The organism is Pontibacter populi, assembly GCF_040278685.1.
Lineage (GTDB): Bacteria > Bacteroidota > Bacteroidia > Cytophagales > Hymenobacteraceae > Pontibacter > Pontibacter populi.
Genome location: NZ_JBEOKT010000005.1, coordinates 113,852 through 128,813 on the forward strand (window position 1 = coordinate 113,852; position 14,962 = coordinate 128,813).

Below are 14,962 nucleotides of genomic sequence, written 5' to 3' on the forward strand. Positions count from 1 at the left end.
CGTGCAACTCTAATTCTCTGCCTGCTATCTATAGTTTAAGCAAAACAGGTTATGCCTCCTGTGGTTGGTAAGTTTTCAGTTTCTCTTTCTGAATAAGTTGTTGTTCGAGGAGATGCTGCACTTCCGGCTTGCTATAGTCTTCTATGGTCTGGATGTGCTTCATCACTTTTTTCATGATCTTGTCCTGTTGCCTGCCGGTTTCGAGGGCGTAAGAATAAGGCAGATCGGAGAAGGTTACCATACTATAGAGCGTGTTCCATTTGCCCGGGTATTGTTCGCTTATTTTAGCTTCAACTTTTTTGCGGAGCAGGAAACGCGGATCGGCCACTTTATCGCGCATCTCTACAAAATTCATCACGGCCAGGTCGGCAATGGCGTCTGCATCAGGCTTGCGCTTGCGCTCAAAGGTTTTAAACAGGCTTTGCCAGTTGCCGTCAAAAGTATCCAGCATCTTATCCAGCACAGTAATGTCTTCGAAGCCGGCATTCATACCTTGCCCGTAAAACGGAACTACTGCATGGCAGGCATCACCTATCAGCAGCACTTTATCTTCGTAGCTCCACGGAAAGCATTTTATAGTTACCAGTGAGCCTGTTGGGTTGCAGAAATAGTCCTGGGCCAGATCCGGCATCAGCGGCACTGCATCCGGAAACACCTCCAGGAAAAAGTTAAGCAGGTCTGTATCATTCTTGATGGAGGCAAAAGAGCGTTCGCCTTCGTAAGGGAAAAACAAGGTACAGGTAAAACTGCCGTCTGTGTTCGGCAACGCGATCATCATATAGTTGCCGCGCGGCCATATGTGTAGGGCATTTTTTTCGAGGAGCCAGCCGCCACCTTCAGCTGGCGGTATAGTTAGTTCTTTATAGCCATACTCCAGGTAGCTTTGCTGGTAGTTAAACCGTTCTGTTTTCTGCAGGGCACCGCGCACCATCGAGAAAGCCCCATCTGCCCCAAAGATCAGATCTGGCGCTATAGTTTCGTCTGTATTGTTATCGTGGTTGCGCAGGGTTACTTCGTTGGTTTTCAGGTTTACGTCCTGCACCTGGCGGTTAAAGTGGTAGTTTATGTCCGGGTTTGGCTCCGACACATTCATAAGCGCCATGTTCAGCCCGGCCCGCGACACGGAGTAAATTGCCTGCCCTTCCTTGCCGTATGGCTGATACGTCAGGTTGCCTTGCTCGTCGTGCATTACACGCCCATACATAGGTATTGCTACCTGGCGCACTTCCTCTTCTATGCCTATGCCACGCAGCGCTTTCCAGCCCCTATCGCTGAGTGCGAGGTTTATAGAACGGCCGCCATCCAGGGTACTGACACGCATATCGGGGCGGCGCTCATACAGGTCTACTTTATAGCCGCGCTTGGCCAGGTACAACGATAGCAACGAGCCTACAAGCCCGGCTCCCATAATGGCGATGTTCTTCTTCTCGGTCATAGTGTAAAGTATAGGGCAATACCACTGTTGCTGTAAAGTAACGGTTTCCTTTCATTTTTCACAACGGTTGTTGCAAGCTATGGCAGTTTAGCTTACAATGTTACGGAAAGTAAGGTTGATGCGGTTGCCTATGAGCCTGGATGTTTTAGGGATGGCGTGCTGCCAGTTATGTTGCGTGGGGCCCTGCATCAGCAGCAGGCTGCCGTGGGTTATGGTCAGGTAAATGTTCTTCTGCGCTTTATTGTGCCGATGCCGGAAACCAAACCTGCGCTCAGCCCCCAAACTAACGGAAGCTATAGTTGGCTCGGGCCCTAGTTCAGGTTCATCGTCGGAGTGCCAACCCATACTGTTTTGCCCACTTTGGTACAAGTTTAGCAATACGCTGTTGTAACTATGGCCGGTGGCTAGTTCCACCTTCTCTTTTATCTGCAGCAATAGCGGTAGCCAGGGTTGCGGTTTATTTTGTAACCCAGAGTAGGTGTAGGCTTTATGGCCGTACCAGGCGGTGAGGCGCGGCATCGGCATTTCCTTACCAAACATGCGTATCTTTTCCTGTTTCCAGCTTACCTGCTCCAGCAGTTGCGTATAGTATCGTTCGCTTTCCCGTTCTGTAAAGAAGCCTGGCACATAGTATACTTCCGCATCTGGAATATATAGTTTTGAGGCACTGCTCTGGATAAACTTACTCATCTCTGTACGATCTGTTTTCAGCACGGAGGCGTCTTCTTTCTCTTCTTTCCTTTCTACGGTTCGAGTCCAGATAATCCATTACCCGCGAAGCTGTTACGCCATGCAGAACTATAGACACCATCACTATAAACCCAACAATAGACCATAGTTCATCTGCATCGGCAAAAGCGACTTCGTTTATGGCAAAAGCCAGGTAAAAGAACGACCCAATACCGCGTATCCCGAAAAAGCTTATCGTTATCTTTTCCCGGGTGCTGCACTTATCTTTAAAAACAGCGATATAAGCCGTAAGAGGCCTGATGACAAATAAAAAGCCCAACCCCAGTAACGCCCCCTCCCAGGTTAAATGATCTAACAAACCAGTTACCAGGCTTCCGCCAAACAGTATCAGCAGCACAACCATTAATATCCGCTCTACCTGCGTTACAAAATCATGCATCTCGGTGTGATATTCGTGGCCTTCTTCGTAACTACTCATGGTTAGCGCAGCCACAAACACAGCTATAAATCCATAACCATGTATCATTTCTGTTAACCCATAGGTTACCAACGTGGTCGATAAGGCAACAAAGCCATCGCGGGTTTTAGGGAAAGAGGTGCTTTTAGGCAGATAAAAAACGAGATACGCCAGGCCCCGCCCTATTCCGTAACCCATTACCAGCCCCGCAATAATTTTGTAGACCAAGTCACGCAGTATCCAGTCGGTAAGCCATCCTTCTGCGGTGCCGGTACCTGCGGCCACAGCCATAGCTATAGCCAGCCATGTAAACGGGAAAGCAGTACCATCGTTAAGGCCGGCTTCAGCGGTAAGCGAAAAGCGCACATCATCTTCTTCTGCTTCATCAGGCGGACCAACCTGCACCTGCTCGGCCAGCACCGGATCAGTTGGGGCCATAACCGCCCCTAGCAACACAGCTGCCGCAGGCGCCAGCCCCAGCCACCACCAGCCAAAAAAAGCCAGTGTACCAATAGACAGCAGCATCGTTACAGACACCAGCTGTAGCGGAATTTTCCAGTTTTTCCAGCTAAAATTACGCCTGATCTTCAGGCCTGTAGCCATTAACGAAATGATTACACTTAGCTCTGTGAGGTGCACTGCATAGGTTTCGTGCCATAAAGGGTCCGGAAAAGGAAGACCAAGGGGTAGCGAATAAATAATGACCCCGATCAGCAAGTAAATAATGGGGTAAGAAATAAAGCTTTTTTCTAACATAGACGGCACCCAGGCCATAGAGAGCGCAGCCAGTCCGATTATGGTTATAATAAGTACATAAGAATCCATAAGGAGGAGGGTGATAGGTGCTGTTTGTGATTTTCTTTAGCGCATTGTACGGAAAACAGACCTGTGCAGCTATTTTAAGATCAATTCAGCGGAGCGGTAACTATAGTTTTCTGTTTAAGCAGCGTGTAAAACGACAGCCTGCTTAAATGCCTCAACTATAAAACCACAAAGCACAGCAGGCAAGTCCTTACTGTGCTTTGTGGTGTATGAGGTTATCTGTAAAAAGCTTTTCCTGAGATTAGTATAGGCCCTTGCTGCGTGTTTTCACCAGCAAGTGTAAAAGCGAGCTAATTGGTTTGTTGGTGAAAACACCAACAATGGCTCGTTTTTTACTACTCCAACTATAAAAACTAAACAAATTCAAGGTTTGCTATAGTTTACTTCGCGGCTTCGGCTGGTTTTGCGGGTGGCTGTAACACTTCGCCGCACTTGTTGCAGGTACGTTTCTGTTCATCATCCCAGAAATTGCCCATAATAACTGGAAGCTGCGTTACAATGTCGGTTACTTCGGTAAAATCTTCGTGCAGTTTGTTGCCGCAATTCTCGCAGAACCACATAAAGCCATCTTTCTCTCCTTCGCGACGGTAGCGCTCTATTACCAATCCAACCGTATTGGCAGGGCGCTGCGGCGAGTGCGGTACGCATGGCGGCAACAGAAAAATCTCCCCTTCCTTTATCTCGATATCTACAGGCTTGCCATCGTCAATTATTTTTAGCGTAATGTCGCCTTCCAGCTGGTAGAAAAACTCTTCGCCTTCGTCGTAATGGTAATCTTTGCGCGCATTTGGTCCGCCTACTACCATCACTATAAAATCGTCGTTGCCCTTAAACACCTGCTGGTTGCCAACGGGTGGCTTAAGCAAGTGGCGGTGTTCGTCAATCCATTTTTTAAAGTTGAAAGGTTTTGCTACAGCCATAGTTTTGTTTGTTATGTTGATAAATTGAAGGTACGCAAAAGCTGGCAAAAATGGTAACACTTGCCTGCGCTGGAAGTATGTCCTGTAAGTTTAACGGCTTTTGTGTACTTTTATACTATGAACCTGAACCTACAGAACAAACGCGCTATAGTTTGCGGCAGCACGCAAGGCATCGGCAAAGCCATAGCTATAGAACTGGCCCTACTGGGAGCCAACGTAACCTTAGCAGCCCGCAACGAAGACAAATTACAAACTGCACTGCAAGACCTGGACACCAGCCAGGGCCAGCAGCACGACTATATAGTTGCCGACTTTACAGACCCTTATAACCTGAACATACAGGTGCAGGGCTACCTGGCGCAGCAACCAACAGTGCATATACTGGTAAACAACACCGGCGGCCCGGCCGGCGGACCAATTACCGAAGCTATTTCGGATGCGTTTATGGACGCCTTTAACCAGCACCTGATCGCAAACCATTTGCTGGCAAAAGCTGTGATTCCAGGGATGAAGGAAGCAAAGTATGGCCGCATCATCAACATTATCAGCACATCAGTAAAACAGCCGTTGCATGGGTTGGGTGTATCAAATACCATTCGTGGAGCGGTGGCTAGTTGGGCTAAAACGATGGCAAACGAGCTGGGAGCTTTTGGTATAACCGTAAACAACGTACTACCGGGCGCAACCCGAACTGGTCGCCTAGAATCCATCATCGAAAATAAAGCAAAGAAAACATCTACCGAAGTGGACGCGGTGGAAGAAGAAATGATGAAGGAAATACCTGCCCGTCGCTTTGCTGAACCCGAAGAAGTTGCAGCCGCCGCCGCGTTTTTAGCTACACCGGCTGCTGCTTACATAAATGGTATAAATGTACCGGTTGATGGTGGCAGAACCGGATGCCTATAGTTGGAACAGCTAAATGGTAGTGCTTATTATAATTTTCTTCCTTAATGTAGGCTTTACGGCAACACTATTGAGCTTATCAAGATTTTATAAATTTAGATTAGAAGATTTTTTTTTCAATCTGATATGTTTAAATCTAGTAATTGCTTTGATGTACACCAGCAAGTACTTTGATATACTTGTTGAATATCCAATGTCAGTCAGATTCTTTGTGCCACTTGCAGTTGTTTACATTGTGGCTGAACCTTTCAGGAAAGCTATTCTAAAACATCTCAGAGTTACAATAGAGAAGTTCAAGCGCTAATACTTACTCATTACTTAATTATTAATTATCCCGCAGTGAAGCACATACATAACTATATAAATGGCGAGTTGGTAATGCCTGTAGCTGGGCAATACATCGACAACTATAACCCAGCTTTGGGTGAAGTATATTCTCTGATTCCGGATTCGGATGAGCAGGATGTGGAGCAGGCGGTGCAGGCAGCTTTGGCAGCTTTCCCGGCATGGTCTAATACACCAGCTGAGAAGCGCGGACAGATTATGATGCGCATTGCGGACCTGATTGATAAAAACCTTGACCAACTGGCTGAAGCTGAATCTGTAGACAATGGCAAGCCATTGAAACTGGCCAAGTCAGTAGATATACCGCGGGCTAGTAGCAACATGCGCTTTTATGGTACGGCCATCCAGCATTTTGCTTCGGAAGCGCATTACATGGAAGGAACCGATGCTATCAACTATACAGTGCGTCATCCGCATGGCGTGGTGGGCTGCATCTCTCCCTGGAACCTGCCTTTATACCTGTTTACCTGGAAAATCGCTCCTGCCCTGGCTGCCGGAAATTGTGTAGTTGCCAAGCCATCGGAAGTTACACCCATGACGGCCTATCTGCTGTCTGAAATATGTATTGAAGCTGGCTTGCCGGCTGGCGTGCTGAATATTGTCCATGGTTACGGGCATAAAGTGGGCGCTGCCATGACAGCTCACCCTAAAGTTCCGGTTATCTCGTTTACAGGTGGCACTGCTACCGGACGAACTATAGCTGCAACAGCAGCTCCAATGTTCAAGAAACTGTCGTTAGAATTGGGTGGCAAGAACCCGAACATCATTTTTGCGGATTGCGACTTCAACAACGCGCTGCACACCACTATACATTCATCGTTTGCCAACCAGGGACAGATCTGTTTGTGCGGTTCACGCATCTTTATTGAGCGGCCAATTTATGAGAAATTTAGGGATGCTTTTGTGGAGAAAGTAAAGGCCATGAAAGTGGGCGATCCGATGGAAGAAGGTTCTAAACTGGGCGCTGTGGTTTCAGAGCAACACATGCAAAAGGTGTTGTCTTACATAGAACTGGCCAAGCAGGAAGGCGGAACTATACTTACCGGCGGACACCAGGTACAGGTAGAAGGACGCTGCGCGAACGGCTGGTTTATAGCCCCAACTATAGTTGAAGGCCTCGCTTACAACTGCCGCACCAACACCGAAGAGATTTTCGGACCTGTCGTTACGCTCATGCCTTTTGACTCAGAAGAAGAAGTGATCCAGTACGCCAACTGCACCGACTATGGCCTCGCTGCCACCATCTGGACAAATAACCTGCAACGGGCCCACCGTGTGGCGCACCAGGTACACTCCGGCATTATCTGGATCAACACCTGGCTCCTGCGTGACTTACGCACGCCTTTCGGCGGCATGAAAAACTCCGGCGTTGGCCGTGAGGGCGGTTTTGAAGCGCTTCGTTTCTTTACCGAACCGCAGAATGTTTGTGTGAAGTTGTAGTAGATAGTTATGGTTCCGATTCCTATAGAAACAACCTTTGAGGAATCTTATAGGCAAATATTGTTTATAGATAACTTCATTGTTACATCTGTAGCTAAGAAAAATATTAAAAGAGCTATAGTTTTCTTGACACTTTCTATTGTAGTTATACTTTTCTTTTTCTTAACAGATAGCGACTCTATAGTAGCTTGGTTTGTATTGATACCACTTTTTTGGGTGTGCTTTGGTTTGTACCTAATTTACATAAAGTGGATAACTTATAGGCGCCAGAAATTTTCTCTTCGTCAGTTCGTAGTAGAGGCTCTACAAGAAAATCCATCAGTTTTATTATGCTTTAGCGAATCTGAGATTCAGCTACTGCAGAAAGATAGAACTACTATTGCTAAATGGGATGAATTTAAAGCCTTCCTTGAAGATCAGGAAACAGTTTATCTATTTAATGAGAACCCATATTTGGCATGGTCATTTTCAACTAAAGAGATTGGCCGTTCTGCTATTGATGGTATAAAAGAGATAATCAGACAGAAATCAATCCCATTACTTACTATACCTTAATCTACGTTTCACTGTACCTAAACCCATGCCGCAAGTTTGCAACTTGTGGCTTTACATGCAGCCAGTTTGTAACTGGCGAAACTATAGTTTAAACACGCCAGTTACAAACTGCCTTCCATAGTTAACCACCTGTTACCGCTGCGCTCAAACTGGCGGTATGCCCATTAACCTAAACACCCTAAGATACTTTTAACCAGCCTAATACTTGCAAATTTACTTTTCACTTTACCCCCGCCTGAATTTCTGCGTACCTTTGCGGCATGAAGTATAAAAAAGCAAAACGGTTCATATTGTTACGTGACCGGCTAAACTACCCGCTTCGGTTTAACCCGTTCGTGTTTAGCAAACTTTTTTTTCTGTGGGTGGCGGTTGGTGTTATTGGTGGCGTTATTGCTGGTTCTTATTGGATCGTGCTTGAACAGCTAATGCATTTCCTGGCCCAGTTTCAGGGACTTATCGTTATACCGCTAATGGCAACAGCCGGCTTACTGGCAGGCCTTATCATCCACAAACTCGGCGACCCCGGCGAGATGGACCTTATTGTGAACAATATTCGCTTTAAGGGTGGCAAGCTGGAACCAAAGAATAACCCGGCTATGATCCTGTCGTCGTTGCTGTGTATTGCGAGTGGTGGCAGCGCGGGCCCTGAAGCGCCGCTGGTGCAGGTTACCGGATCAACGGGCTCCTGGATAGCGCGTAAACTTAAATTTAAAGGCGAAGACCTGCGCTCGCTAACTATAGCCGGTATGGCGTCGGGGTTTACAGCATTGTTTGGCGCACCGCTCGGTGGCAGCTTGTTCTCTTTGGAAATTCTACATCACCGCCATGTAGTAGAATATTACCAGGCACTTATACCTGCTTTTGTAGCCAGTTGCTCCAGCTTTGTTATTTTTATACTTATTACGCACATCGGCATCGGGCCTACGTGGGTATTTCCGGTTTATACCACACCGCAGCTTAATGATTTCTTTTACGCCATGCTGTATGCTCTGGCCGGAACGGCGGTAGGCTGGCTTTTCATTTTCACAGTTCGCCAGAGCAAATACATTTTCAGTTTGGTCCGGATGCCTGTTTATGTGCGCATGGCGATCGGTGGTTTACTGATAGGTACCATCGCATACTACATGCCGCTTTCCCGTTACTTCAGCCACGACGAACTGACTGTACTGTTGAAAGAAAGTTTTAGCCTTGAGTTTCTGGTAGCCCTACTGATTGCCAAAATATTTGCTATCAGCTTTACGGTAACTTCGGGCTGGCGTGGTGGTTTTATTATTCCGCTATTTTTTGTCGGTGCCATTACGGGACTAATCATCAACTCACTGTTCCCGGGCCAGAACCTGCCGCTTATATTGGTGAGTTGCATGGCTGCTATTAATGCCTGCGTAACACGCACGCCTATCAGCACGATTATCCTGCTTTCTACTTTAACCGGATTTCATCAGTTCGTGCCGATCATGTTTGCCAGCCTTACCGGCTTTTTTCTGGCTCCTAAAACACCGCTCATAAACGCGCAGTTGGGTGTAAAAAGCAGCGAACATGAGTAGTTTCCTAGTGTAGGCTAAGCCTTTCTGTTTCAGGAGCGTACTGTATATAACAGTATCTCTCTGATTGACAGATGGTAAACCGCGCATCGACAACTGAACTCTCCTATGTCCTTTCTGAATTGAATGAAAGCGAGGAAAGCCTGCGGGCAAATGGCGTAGAGGCTGAGACATTACTGGCTATCTACAACGACTATATCAGTCGCGTAGATGAGTTAAAGACCATTGCTATGTTGGTAACAAATACCCTGAAACGCCATGAAGATGTGCATGCGTTGCGCTACAGGGTAAAAGAACCGCTGCACCTGCTAAAAAAGATCATCCGGAAGAAGCAGGAATATCCCGACCGGCATTTAGATGTGGCCAACTATACGGCTTACATAAACGACCTGGCCGGCGTACGCATACTGCACCTTTCCAAACAATCCTGCCACAACATAGCCAACTATATACAACAAACCTGGGACCTGAAGCGGGAACCGTATGCGTATGTTGACCAGGGAAATACCCTGGAAGCGAAGCAATTCAGCGCTTTAAACTATAAGGTTATGGTAAACAGCCGGGGGTATAAAGCGCAGCACTACATTATTAAAGTTCAGGCTACCCGGCAACTATACTTTATTGAAGTTCAGGTTAAAACGTTGTTTGAAGAAGGCTGGAGTGAGATAGACCACTGCATCCGTTACCCTGACCATCAGCCAAACGAGCTGCTGAACAGGCTACTCTGGTTACTAAACCAATCTACGTCTAAAGCCGATGCGCTGGCTACCCAGATACAAGCACTTGCTGATGAATGGCACATCTATAAACAAGGCCACAAAACAGGACCTGAAGTAACAGTTTCGCAGCTGCACAGCCACATCGATAACCTGCCTGTAGACCAACAGGAAAAACAATATTTGTATGCCTGCCTGGCTAAACTAACCGACGGCTAACTATAGTTTCTTATTTTTTATCGGGCACCAGGTTATGGGCCACCAGTTTCCAGTTACCATCCAGCATTTTCCAGACTTTCAGGTAATGGCCTGTTATGTTGTTCTGTGTGTAGTTCCCGTAAGTATAGGCCATGTCGGCAGCAGGCGAAAGTTCGTGCCCCAGGTTGGTGTAAACTATAGTTTCGGCTGGCTCTGTTGTTGCGTTTTTGTACTTGTAAGGATATTCGCCGTGGCGGTAGAGCAGTGTTTCAGTGTAGTATGGCTGTACTTTTTGCACATCAATTGTTAGCAAATCTTTTTCTGAGCCTTTACCTATAGTTTGTTTTAGTGCCGATGCGGGCTGGTAGGTTTCTGCTTTTATAAGATCCGGCGAAAAGGAGTTGCCCATATCAATAGCCACTTTCCATTGCCCGTCTGGTTGCTTTCGCCAAACCGATAAATAGAACCCAGCACCGGCAGGCTTTTCATCTTCAGGGTTCACTCTAAACTCGTAAGGTCCGGTAGTATAGCCCCAGTCCAGCGAACCAGAAATATCGGCGAAGGCAGGATACCAGGTGAGCAAGGCTTTACTTTCGGGAGCTTCGGCGTGCAGCTTCTTACCGTTAGTTGGTGTCGGCGCAAATACTAATCCGTCCTCGGCCAGGTGCTCTGTAAAAGCCTGATGATATCCTTTCTTTACTGATGTAGCTGCAAATGCGCGTTCAGCATTAGCCAGGTCTTCTAAAGCTTTATCGCGGGTAATGTTGGAAGCCTGCAAAGCGCACAGCAGCATAGGAAGAATAAGCATCATAGTGATCTTCATAGTTTTATAGTTTGAGGGCGGAATGAACTCGTAAATATAATTGAAATTTCAAAATAACACACCGCTAACCTCCTAAACTATAGTTACTTACTCTTTCTTTCAAACTATAACACACTAAAAAAGGCCCACCGTTTCCGGCAGGCCTTCTTAGCTATAGTTTATAGTTTACTTACTGATTTGCCTTCTCTGTTTTGTTGATAAGCTTGCGCTCCAGGAAGTCCGTCATCATGGTAAAGCGGTGCAGCGATGTAATGCCACCGCCAACACCGTGGTTACGGTTCGGGTAGTAGAAGCTTTCAAACTGCTTGTTAGCACTGATCAAAGCATCCTGCATCGCTACCGCATTCTGGAAATGTACGTTATCATCGCCCGTTCCGTGAATCAGCAACAGATCGCCCTGTAGTTTATCAGCAAAGAAAAGTGGTGAGTTATCGTCGTAGCCGGCAGCGTTCTCTTGTGGTGTTTTAAGGAATCGCTCGGTGTAAATGGTGTCGTAATATCTCCAGTTAGTAACAGGCGCTACTGCTATACCGGCTGCAAAAACGCCGTTGCTTTTTGTTAAGCCAAGCAGTGTCATGTAGCCACCATAACTATGGCCCCAGATACCGATTCTGTCTTTATCTACATACGGCTGGTTACCTAACCATTTCGCAGCTTCTATCTGGTCTTCTATCTCATATTTACCCAGGTTAGCGTAGGTTACTTTCTTGAACGCTGCGCCACGGGCACCGGTACCACGGTTGTCTACACTTACCACGATCATACCTTTGTCAGCCAAAACCTGGTGCCACAGGTAGTTTGCACCACCCCAGCTGTTCGTTACCGTCTGAGAACCCGGACCACCATATACAAACATCAGCACAGGGTATTTTTTCTTCGGGTCGAAATTCGTTGGCTTTATCATCCAGCCATTCAGTTTTGTGCCGTCAGCAGTATTCATGGTAAAGAATTCCTGCTTGGCGATGTCGTACTGCGCAAGTGTGTTTTTCAGTTTCTGGTTATCCTCCAGTACCTTAATCAGCTTACCATCTTTAGCCGTGTGCAGGCTAACAGTAGTTGGCACGTTGGCCGCAGAATAATAATCCAGATAGTATTTGTAATCAGTACTCATGTTCACGTTGTGCGTACCAGCTTTCTCGGTAAGGCGTTGCTTTTTCTTGCCTTTGCTGCTAATACTGTACAAGTGGCGCTCCAGCGGCGACACTTCGGTAGACATATAGTATAGGCGGTCGTTCTTCTCGTCGTAGCCTACAAAGCTGCTTACTTCCCAGTTGCCATTGGTTATCTGGCGCACCAGTTTACCGCTCATGTTGTACAGGTACAGGTGGTTAAACCCTTTCACTTCCGAACTATGGATAAAGTGCTTGCCATCTTTCAGGTAGGTCAGGTCGTCGGTTACATCAATATATGCCTTGTCGGTTTCCTTCAGTACTACATCAGACTTACCGGTTGTGGCGTTTGCATGCAGTATCTCCAGGGTGTTCTGCAGGCGGTTCATCTTCTGGATAGACAGCAGGTTTGGGTTGTTCGTCCATTTAATGCGCGGGATATAGATATCGGCTTCGTTGCCAGTATCCATTTTTGTAGTCTTAGCGCTGGCCACATCGTACACCGATACTTTTACTTTTGAGTTCGCCTCACCTGGCTTCGGGTATTTGAATTTATAGTCTTGCGGGTATAGTTCGCCCCACATCTGCATGTTAAACTCCGGCACATTGGTCTCATCAAATGTATAGAAAGCGATCTTTTTACCATCCGGTGACCAATGAAAGCCCTGTGCGAAAGAGAATTCTTCTTCGTAAACCCAGTCAGCATAGCCATTAATGATAGAGTTGAATTTACCATCGGTGGTGATCTGCGTTTCCTTCATGTTGCTCAGGTCGGTCACGAACATGTTATTGTCGCGGGCAAAAGCAACACGCTTAGCGTCTGGCGAGAAGGTAGCGTACAGTTGCTTACCACCGTTGCTCAGTTTGGTCAGTTTTTTAGAAGCAATGTCATAAATGTAAAACTCTGCTTTGGAAGAGCGACGGTAGATCTGCTCGGTGTCCGTAGAGAATAACACTTTCTGTTCATCCGAAGAGAAGGTATAGTCATCGAACTGGATAGGTGTGCTACTGCCTTCCGGCTTCAGGTTTTCGCCTTCAATAATAGTGCTTACCGGCTTGCCTGTGGTTACATCATATTTCACGATGTCGTATACCTTGTTCTGCTCATCGGGCACGGTAGAACTATAGTACTGGCCATCTTTCATCCAGTTTACACCATACACCGACTGGGCTCTGAACGTACCTTTGCGGTAGATATCTTCCAGGGTGATGTCTTTTTTCTGCTGCGCCTGCGCCACAAAAGCGAAGCAAAGCAACATAGCAGCCAAAAGGCCTGATCTGAGTTTAATATGCATGCGATTCGATTTTTTTAGTTTTGCTCCCCTAATTTAGGTGATTAATATTGTTATGCCATATTTTACAGCTAAAACCATACCCGTATCCCGTCCAAAGTATAACTATAGCCTGTAAAAGCAAAAAGCGCCTGGCCATAAGCCCTGCGCTTTTTAAACTGGAAGTATTATTTATTTAAAAGTTTAGTCCAACGGTAACCATTACATTGCTTTGCTTATTCTCTATATCCACTATAGGGTCGAGCGATGCGTCTTCGAAGGTGTAAGGTGAGTAGCGGATGTCACCGTTAGAGCGTGCATAAGCAATGTCAGCATAATAGTTTTGCAGACGCACACCCGCACCCAGTGTAAAGGTATTTACTTTCGCATCCAACGAGCTGTTTTTATACGGGCTACCTGAAATGGCATACCCGGCACGTAGCCTAAACACATCAAAGCGCCCTTCGGCACCAACTCTATAGTTCATCGCCGATTTGTAAGTATCGTTAATACGGCTGTTTACGCCACTAAAATAGCTGCTAAAGTTGCTGCCTTCATCTTCCTCTCTAAAGCGCATGCCGCTGTAATCTACATACTCGGCATCGGCAGTAATAAAACCATACTTGCCAATAAAAACTGCCACACCGGAATTTGCTCTGAACGGTGTATGCAACTGGTACGAAAACTCGCCCGGCATTTCGATAGCACTATAGTTCTCGGCTCCGGCGGTGCCTATAAAGGTTGAGTACAAAGAACGGTCATAGGTTTCGGTAAACGTGTAGGCAGTTGGTGTCTGCACACTTATACCTAAACGCAATGCATCTACCGGCCTAACTATAACCCCAAGTTTCAGGTTAATGCCCGCACCCTCTGTTGTAAACTCATCGCGCAGTTCCAGGCTTTGGAAATCAGAATCAGCATCGGATTCGCTTTCGCGGTAAATGCGCTCCTGTGTAAATTTAGAATTCACAACTCCCAGCGAAGCGCCTAAATAAACCCTGTCGCGGAAGCTGGTACCAAAGGCAAAATCAAACTGGCTCTGTGAGCCGCGCCGCACCAGTTCTTCCTGTATGTTTAATGCCCCAAAGCGTTCTACCGGCAAATAATAAGCACCCTGATCATCTTCCAGTTCATCAAAAAGATAAGTGCCGTATGCTAAGCCCGGTAACGAATAATAACCATCGTTAAACTCATCTGCTAGGTCATCCACTGTAACACCATCTGCCAGTGCACGCTCATAAATGTACTCCACTATACCAGGAGCAGTGTCAGATGTAGTGCCGTTGTAAGTAGTTCGGTTGTTGAAATTGTTGATCCTGGACATGCTTATACCAAAGGTAGAACCACGCCAGTCGCTGCTTTCGCTGTCGTCTTTGCGGTTACTGAACACGACACCAGCCTGCGGAATGTTGATCGTAGAACGTTCGTCTGGGGTATTGTTGCCTCCGAAAAGAGCATTTGAACTGTTGTTGGTAAAGCCAAGGCTCAGGTTTGCCTCAGACCTGCGGAACATACCCAGACCAGCCGGGTTTACAGACATGGTTGAAATATCAGCGCCAAGTGCAGTTTGCGCACCGCCAATACCTTGTATACGGGCAGAACCCTGAAGGCCAAGGCGAGTGTAACGCAGAGCGTCTTCCTCGTTCTGAGCCAAAGCGGTTCCGCTCCAGCCCAGCAGTAGCGCCAGGCTGGCAGAAAATAGCTTATTCATTTTCATGTGGTTCGTTTACTGAATAG

12 protein-coding genes are annotated in these 14,962 nt (G+C 46.7%); 5 read left to right on the plus strand and 7 right to left on the minus strand.

The annotated features are described in order from the left end of the window. Positions 1–49: 49 nt before the first annotated feature. The 4 genes from ABS362_RS07080 to ABS362_RS07095 all read right to left on the minus strand — a co-directional run bounded on the left by ABS362_RS07080 (position 50) and on the right by ABS362_RS07095 (position 4,324). Positions 50–1,435 carry an FAD-dependent oxidoreductase gene (locus tag ABS362_RS07080; protein WP_350411697.1) on the minus strand — a complete coding sequence of 462 codons (1,386 nt, stop codon included), beginning with the start codon at positions 1,433–1,435 and terminating at the stop codon, positions 50–52. Between the two features lie 87 nt (positions 1,436–1,522). Beyond that, the gene (locus ABS362_RS07085) at positions 1,523–2,125 is read right to left on the minus strand and encodes an alpha-ketoglutarate-dependent dioxygenase AlkB family protein (RefSeq protein ID WP_350411698.1); all 603 of its coding nucleotides are present in this window, start codon (positions 2,123–2,125) and stop codon (positions 1,523–1,525) included. After that, positions 2,118–3,407, minus strand: coding sequence for a cation:proton antiporter (locus ABS362_RS07090; protein WP_350411699.1), 1,290 nt, complete (start codon positions 3,405–3,407; stop codon positions 2,118–2,120). The genes ABS362_RS07085 and ABS362_RS07090 overlap by 8 nt, the downstream gene beginning before the upstream one ends. Before the next feature lie 377 nt (positions 3,408–3,784). After that, positions 3,785–4,324, minus strand: coding sequence for a 3-hydroxyanthranilate 3,4-dioxygenase (locus ABS362_RS07095; RefSeq protein WP_350411700.1), 540 nt, complete (start codon positions 4,322–4,324; stop codon positions 3,785–3,787). A gap of 117 nt (positions 4,325–4,441) precedes the next feature. On the opposite strand from ABS362_RS07095, the gene ABS362_RS07100 reads away from it, so the two are divergent. The 5 genes from ABS362_RS07100 (at position 4,442) to ABS362_RS07120 (ending at position 10,043) form a co-directional block, all read left to right on the plus strand. Further along, on the plus strand, positions 4,442–5,230 hold the full coding sequence (locus tag ABS362_RS07100; protein ID WP_350411702.1) for an SDR family oxidoreductase: 789 nt from the start codon (positions 4,442–4,444) through the stop codon (positions 5,228–5,230). Positions 5,231–5,566: 336 nt separating this feature from the next. Next, entirely contained in the window at positions 5,567–7,012 is a 1,446-nt protein-coding gene (locus ABS362_RS07105) for an aldehyde dehydrogenase (RefSeq protein WP_350411703.1), read from the plus strand. Between the two features lie 9 nt (positions 7,013–7,021). Then, on the plus strand, positions 7,022–7,567 hold the full coding sequence (locus ABS362_RS07110; RefSeq protein WP_350411704.1) for a hypothetical protein: 546 nt from the start codon (positions 7,022–7,024) through the stop codon (positions 7,565–7,567). Between the two features lie 260 nt (positions 7,568–7,827). Then, complete coding sequence (locus ABS362_RS07115) at positions 7,828–9,111, plus strand: chloride channel protein (protein WP_350411705.1); 1,284 nt, start codon at positions 7,828–7,830, stop codon at positions 9,109–9,111. A 71-nt stretch (positions 9,112–9,182) separates the two neighbouring features. Next, complete coding sequence (locus ABS362_RS07120; protein ID WP_350411706.1) at positions 9,183–10,043, plus strand: RelA/SpoT domain-containing protein; 861 nt, start codon at positions 9,183–9,185, stop codon at positions 10,041–10,043. Between the two features lie 10 nt (positions 10,044–10,053). Here ABS362_RS07120 and ABS362_RS07125 read toward each other — a convergent pair whose 3' ends face one another. From ABS362_RS07125 to ABS362_RS07135, 3 genes are all read right to left on the minus strand, one after another. Continuing rightward, the gene (locus tag ABS362_RS07125; RefSeq protein WP_350411707.1) at positions 10,054–10,845 is read right to left on the minus strand and encodes a YybH family protein; all 792 of its coding nucleotides are present in this window, start codon (positions 10,843–10,845) and stop codon (positions 10,054–10,056) included. Positions 10,846–11,014: 169 nt separating this feature from the next. Then, positions 11,015–13,249, minus strand: coding sequence for a S9 family peptidase (locus ABS362_RS07130; RefSeq protein WP_350411708.1), 2,235 nt, complete (start codon positions 13,247–13,249; stop codon positions 11,015–11,017). 172 nt (positions 13,250–13,421) lie between these two features. Further along, the gene (locus ABS362_RS07135) at positions 13,422–14,936 is read right to left on the minus strand and encodes an OmpP1/FadL family transporter (protein WP_350411709.1); all 1,515 of its coding nucleotides are present in this window, start codon (positions 14,934–14,936) and stop codon (positions 13,422–13,424) included. Between the last annotated feature and the right edge of the window lie 26 nt (positions 14,937–14,962).

What these genes read in the sequence shown, in the direction of transcription:
- ABS362_RS07080 (WP_350411697.1), bottom strand. Translation starts at nt 1,435, where the DNA reads ATGACCGAGAAGAAGAACATCGCCATTATGGGAGCCGGGCTTGTAGGC.
- ABS362_RS07085 (WP_350411698.1), bottom strand. Translation starts at nt 2,125, where the DNA reads ATGAGTAAGTTTATCCAGAGCAGTGCCTCAAAACTATATATTCCAGAT.
- ABS362_RS07090 (WP_350411699.1), bottom strand. Translation starts at nt 3,407, where the DNA reads ATGGATTCTTATGTACTTATTATAACCATAATCGGACTGGCTGCGCTC.
- ABS362_RS07095 (WP_350411700.1), bottom strand. Translation starts at nt 4,324, where the DNA reads ATGGCTGTAGCAAAACCTTTCAACTTTAAAAAATGGATTGACGAACAC.
- ABS362_RS07100 (WP_350411702.1), top strand. Translation starts at nt 4,442, where the DNA reads ATGAACCTGAACCTACAGAACAAACGCGCTATAGTTTGCGGCAGCACG.
- ABS362_RS07110 (WP_350411704.1), top strand. Translation starts at nt 7,022, where the DNA reads ATGGTTCCGATTCCTATAGAAACAACCTTTGAGGAATCTTATAGGCAA.
- ABS362_RS07115 (WP_350411705.1), top strand. Translation starts at nt 7,828, where the DNA reads ATGAAGTATAAAAAAGCAAAACGGTTCATATTGTTACGTGACCGGCTA.
- ABS362_RS07120 (WP_350411706.1), top strand. Translation starts at nt 9,183, where the DNA reads ATGGTAAACCGCGCATCGACAACTGAACTCTCCTATGTCCTTTCTGAA.
- ABS362_RS07125 (WP_350411707.1), bottom strand. Translation starts at nt 10,845, where the DNA reads ATGAAGATCACTATGATGCTTATTCTTCCTATGCTGCTGTGCGCTTTG.
- ABS362_RS07130 (WP_350411708.1), bottom strand. Translation starts at nt 13,249, where the DNA reads ATGCATATTAAACTCAGATCAGGCCTTTTGGCTGCTATGTTGCTTTGC.
- ABS362_RS07135 (WP_350411709.1), bottom strand. Translation starts at nt 14,936, where the DNA reads ATGAATAAGCTATTTTCTGCCAGCCTGGCGCTACTGCTGGGCTGGAGC.